The sequence below is a fragment of the Streptomyces sp. NRRL S-495 genome (assembly GCF_000966955.1).
In the GTDB taxonomy this organism is placed as follows: Bacteria; Actinomycetota; Actinomycetes; order Streptomycetales; family Streptomycetaceae; genus Kitasatospora; species Kitasatospora purpeofusca.
In genome coordinates, this window is the sequence record NZ_JZWY01000310.1 from 1 (window position 1) to 4,972 (window position 4,972).

The following is a 4,972-nucleotide window of genomic DNA, read 5'->3' on the forward strand; positions in this document are numbered from 1 at the left end:
ATTAAGAGTCAGCTGCTCTAACCAACTGAGCTAGCGGCGCCTGCTGACGGGAGAGACTTTACCTGGTCAGCGGCGGAAACACACAATCGGTCCGGACCGCCCCCCCGGACGGTCCGGACCGCCGTGCCGGTCAGGGGACGAGGACGACCTTCCCCCGCACGTGCCCGGTGCCGACCAGCCGGTGGGCGTCGGCCACCCGCTCCAGCGGGAAGGTCTCGGCGATCTCCAGCCGCAGCCCGCCCGCCTCCCAGAGCCGGACCAGCTCGGCCAGCCGGGCCGCCGTCCGCTCGCCCCTGATGCCGACGGCGCCCAGCCGCGCGGCCACCGGGTAGTCGACCACGGTGCCGATCCTGGACCGGTCGGCGACCAGCTCGACGGAGGCCTCCAGCGCCCCGCGCCCGGCCAGGTCGAAGGCCGCGTCCACCCCCTGCGGCGCCACCGCCCCGACCCGCTCGACCAGCCCCTCGCCGTAGCCGACCGGGATCGCGCCGAGCGCCCGCAGGTACTCGTGGTTGCGCTCGCTCGCGGTGCCGACCACCGTGGCGCCCCAGGCCCGGGCCAGCTGGACGGCGACCGTGCCGACCCCGCCCGCGGCGCCGTGCACGAGCACGGTGTCGCCCTCGCCGACCTTCAGCGCGGTGAGCCCGACGTGCGCGGTCTGCCCGGAGGCGGACAGCGCCCCGGCGTGCTCCCACGGCATCCCGGCCGGCTTGCGCACCAGCCGCTCCGCGTCGGCGACGACCAGTTCGGCGGCGCAGCCGAGCACCCGGAAGCCCAGCACCTCGTCGCCGACCGCCCAGCCGTCGACGCCGGGGCCGAGGGTGTCGACCACCCCGGCGAACTCGTTGCCCGGGGTCAGCCCGGGGACGAGCTCGACGCCGTACGGCGCCCGGCCCTCCCGGATCGCGAGGTCCACCGGCTGCACCCCGGCGGCGTAGACCCGGATCCGGACCTGGCCCGGGCCGGGGACGGGGTCGGGCACGGTGGTCACCCGCAGCTCCTCGGGGCCGCCGAACCGGGGGACGGTCACTGCCTTCATGCCGGGCGCTCCTGTCACGTGCTGTCGGGTCCTGCCGGGTGCCGCGGTCCCCTGTCGGTCCGAACGGCGAGGCTCCGATCATCGAATCTGAAGCGCGCTTGAGGTCAACCCCTCTCCGGCGTGTCGCCCGAGTTGAGATCATTGTCAGATTTATCCTCGACGGCGGCCCGGGCCATGTCCGGGTCCGTGCTCCGGGTCCGCATCCGCATCCGTAGTTCGGCTCGCATCCGCGTTCGACCACCCGCCCGCCATCGAGAGGACCTCCCGTGGGCCAGCTGCCCCTGCTCTTCCTGGTGCTGCTCGCCTCCGTGGTGACCATGCCGCTGGCCCGCCGGACGGGGGTGCCGCAGCCGGTCCTGATGACCCTGCTCGGCATCGCCATGGCGCTGATCCCGCAGATCCCGGACATCGCGATCGAACCCGAGCTGATCCTGCCGCTGGTCCTGCCACCGCTGATCTTCGCCGTCGCCCGGCGCTCCTCGGTCCGCTACTTCAAGGCCAACATCCGCTCCATCCTGCTGCTCGCCGTCGCCCTGGTCGTGGTCACCACCGTGGCCGTCGCCGGCACCGTGCACTGGCTGCTGCCCGGCCTGCCGCTCGCCGCCGCCATCGCGGTCGGCGCCCTGGTCTCCCCGCCCGACCCGGTCGCCGCCGTCGCGGTGGCCGGCAGCGTCGGACTGCCCCGCCGACTGGTCGCCATCCTGGAGAGCGAGGGCCTGTTCAACGACGTCACCGCGATCGTCGTCTACTCGCTGGCCATCGACGCCGTGGTCGGCGGCGACTTCTCCGGCGGTGACGCGGTGCTGCGCTTCGTGCTCTCGGCCGTGCTCGCGGTCGTCATCGGCGTCGCCCTCGGCTGGGCCAACACCAAGCTCGCCTCCTACCTGGAGGACCCCACCCAGCAGGTCGCGCTCAACCTGCTGGTGCCGTTCGCCGCCTACAGCCTGGCCGAGGAGATCCACGGCTCCGGCGTGCTCGCCGTCGTCGTCTGCGGCCTCTACCTCGCCGAACGGGCCGCCGACGCCGACGCCGTCGCCTACCGGCTGGTCGGCAACGCCTTCTGGGAGATCGTCGAGATCCTCATCACCGGCTTCGCCTTCGGCCTGATCGGCCTCGAACTCGCCACCGTCCTCAAGGAGGCCGGCTCCGGCTGGACCGGCATGCTCGGCGACGCCGCCGTGGTGATCGCCGTCGTGGTGGCGGTCCGGCTGCTCTGGCTGCTCCCGGCCGGCTGGCTCTCCCGGCGGCTGCGGGCCGACTCCGAGGAGGACACCCCGATCAGCTGGCAGGAGAGCGTGGTGCTCTGGTGGTCCGGGATGCGCGGGGTCGCCACCGTCGCCCTGGCCCTCGCGATCCCGCTCACCGTCGACACCGGCGAGGCCTTCCCGGAGCGCGGCCGACTGGTCTTCATCGCCTTCAGCGTGGTGCTCTTCACCCTGCTGGTCCAGGGCCTCACCCTGCCCTGGATGGCCAAGCGGCTGCACCTCGACCTCGACCACGACCGGCACGAGCAGGAGGTCCGGCTGCTGTGGTGGCGGGCGGCCAAGGCCGGACTGCGCCGGCTCGGCGAGCTGGAGGAGGCCGACAAGCTGCCCGCCGAGGTCGCCGACCGCCTGCGGGACCGTCAGCACGACCGGCTGGCCCGGCTCTGCCCCGAGAACTACGCCGAGGAGGAGGCCAGCGAGGCCAAGCTGCGGCTCGCCCAGTGGCGCGCGGCGCACAGCGTCGAACAGGAGATGATCGCCGCCTCCCGGCGCGAGATGCTGGTCGCCCGCGCCGAGCCCGGCGCCGACCCGGAACTCGTCGACCGGGTGCTGCGCGGCCTCGACCTGCGGTCCGAACGGAAGTGACGGCCCGTCCGTCCGGGCGACCCCACGGCGGGTCGGACGGACGGACCGTGACGGCCGGACGGCCACCCCGCGAAGCCCGCCCGAACAGCGGGAACCCCGACCGGACGCCGACGAACGGAATGTGCGCCGGGGCCCCCGGCGTTGCATAGGCTGACCCCGGGCAAGGCCGTCAACGGAGTCGGCGCACCCCCAGGACCCGCACGGCCGCGCGAAACCCTCCCGCCCGGACCTGCCGGTATCTGTACCCGAGGAAACGAGGAGCCACCGATGTCGGAGACCCGCGCCGACGCCCGTACCCCGCTGGATCGCACCCCGGAGTGGGCCGCCCTCGCCAAGCACCGGGAGGAGTTCGGCGACACTCACCTGCGCGAGCTGTTCGCCGCCGACCCGGAGCGCGGCCGCCGCTACACCCTCCAGGTCGGCGACCTGCACATCGACTACGCCAAGCAGCTCGTCACCGACGAGACCCTGGCACTGCTGCGCGAGCTGGCCGGGGCCACCGGTGTCGCCGCCCTGCGGGACGCGATGTTCCGCGGCGAGCGGATCAACACCACCGAGGACCGCGCCGTCCTGCACACCGCGCTGCGCGCCCCGCGCGACGCCGTGATCGAGGTCGACGGCGAGAACGTCGTCCCCGCCGTGCACGCGGTGCTGGACAGGATGGCCGCCTTCGCCGAGCAGGTCCGCGGCGGCGAGTGGCGCGGCCACACCGGCAAGCGGATCCGCGCCGTCGTCAACATCGGCATCGGCGGCTCCGACCTCGGCCCCGCGATGGCCCACGAGGTGCTGCGCTCCTTCACCCAGCGCGACCTCGACGTCCGCTTCGTCTCCAACGTGGACGGCGCCGACCTGCACGAGGCCGTCCGCGACCTGGACGCCGCCGAGACGCTGTTCGTCGTCGCGTCCAAGACCTTCACCACCATCGAGACCATCACCAACGCGGTCTCGGCCCGGAACTGGCTGCTCACCGAGCTGGGTGCGGACACCGACGCGGTCGCCAAGCACTTCGTCGCGCTCTCCACCAACGCCGAGGGCGTCGCGGACTTCGGCATCGACACCGCGAACATGTTCGAGTTCTGGGACTGGGTCGGCGGCCGCTACTCCTACGACTCGGCGATCGGCCTCTCGCTGATGATCGCCATCGGCCCGGACGCGTTCCGGGAGATGCTCGACGGCTTCCACCTGGTCGACGAGCACTTCCGCACTGCCCCGCCGGAGGAGAACGTCCCGCTGCTGCTCGGCCTGCTCGGGGTCTGGTACGGCGCCTTCTTCGACGCCCAGGCGCACGCGGTGCTGCCGTACTCGCACTACCTGTCGAAGTTCACCGCCTACCTCCAGCAGCTCGACATGGAGTCCAACGGCAAGTCGGTGGACCGCGACGGGAAGCCGGTGAGCTGGCAGACCGGCCCGGTGGTCTGGGGCACCCCGGGCACCAACGGCCAGCACGCCTACTACCAGTTGCTGCACCAGGGCACGAAGACGATCCCGGCGGACTTCATCGGCTTCGCCGAGCCGGTCGCCGACCTGCTGCCGGGCCTGGTCGCCCAGCACGACCTGCTGCTCGCCAACTTCTTCGCCCAGACCCAGGCGCTGGCCTTCGGCCGGACGCCGGAGGAGGTCGCCGCCGAGGGCGTTCCGGCCGAGCTGGTCCCGCACAAGACCTTCCGGGGCAACCACCCGACCACCACCGTGCTGGCCGGTGCGCTGACCCCCTCGGTGCTCGGCCAGCTGGTCGCCCTCTACGAGCACAAGGTGTTCGTGCAGGGCGCGATCTGGAACATCGACTCCTTCGACCAGTGGGGCGTCGAGCTGGGCAAGGTGCTCGCCAAGCGGATCGAGCCGGTGCTGCTGACCGGTGAGGGCACGGAGCAGCTGGACAGCTCCACCGCCGCGCTGGTGGCACGCTACCGGGAGCTGCGCGGCCGCTGAGGCCCGCCCGGTCCGGTGGCCGGACTCTTCCGGGCCGTCGTCCGCTTCGGCGGGCGGCGGCCCGGTCGTCGTCGGTGCCCCGGGGGTGCCCGGAAACGCCGGAAGGCCCCCCGCTCGCGCGAGGGGCCTTCCGATTGTCTGTGCGCCGCCAGGG

The 4,972-nt window shown here is 73.0% G+C and carries 3 protein-coding genes; 2 read left to right on the top strand and 1 reads right to left on the bottom strand.

Annotation, left to right across the window (positions count from 1 at the left end; genetic code table 11):
- Positions 1 to 130 precede the first annotated feature (130 nt).
- Positions 131 to 1,039, bottom strand: coding sequence for an NADP-dependent oxidoreductase (locus VR45_RS17310; RefSeq protein WP_045940674.1), 909 nt, complete (start codon positions 1,037 to 1,039; stop codon positions 131 to 133).
- 266 nt (positions 1,040 to 1,305) lie between these two features.
- Here VR45_RS17310 and VR45_RS17315 point away from each other — a divergent pair, with 266 nt between their 5' ends.
- Positions 1,306 to 2,889: a Na+/H+ antiporter gene (locus VR45_RS17315; RefSeq protein ID WP_078896602.1), complete on the top strand. Its 1,584-nt coding sequence runs from the start codon at positions 1,306 to 1,308 to the stop codon at positions 2,887 to 2,889.
- 267 nt (positions 2,890 to 3,156) lie between these two features.
- A complete protein-coding gene (gene pgi, locus VR45_RS17320; protein WP_045940675.1) occupies positions 3,157 to 4,818 on the top strand; it encodes a glucose-6-phosphate isomerase in 1,662 nt (553 codons plus the stop codon).
- The last annotated feature ends 154 nt before the right edge of the window (positions 4,819 to 4,972 follow it).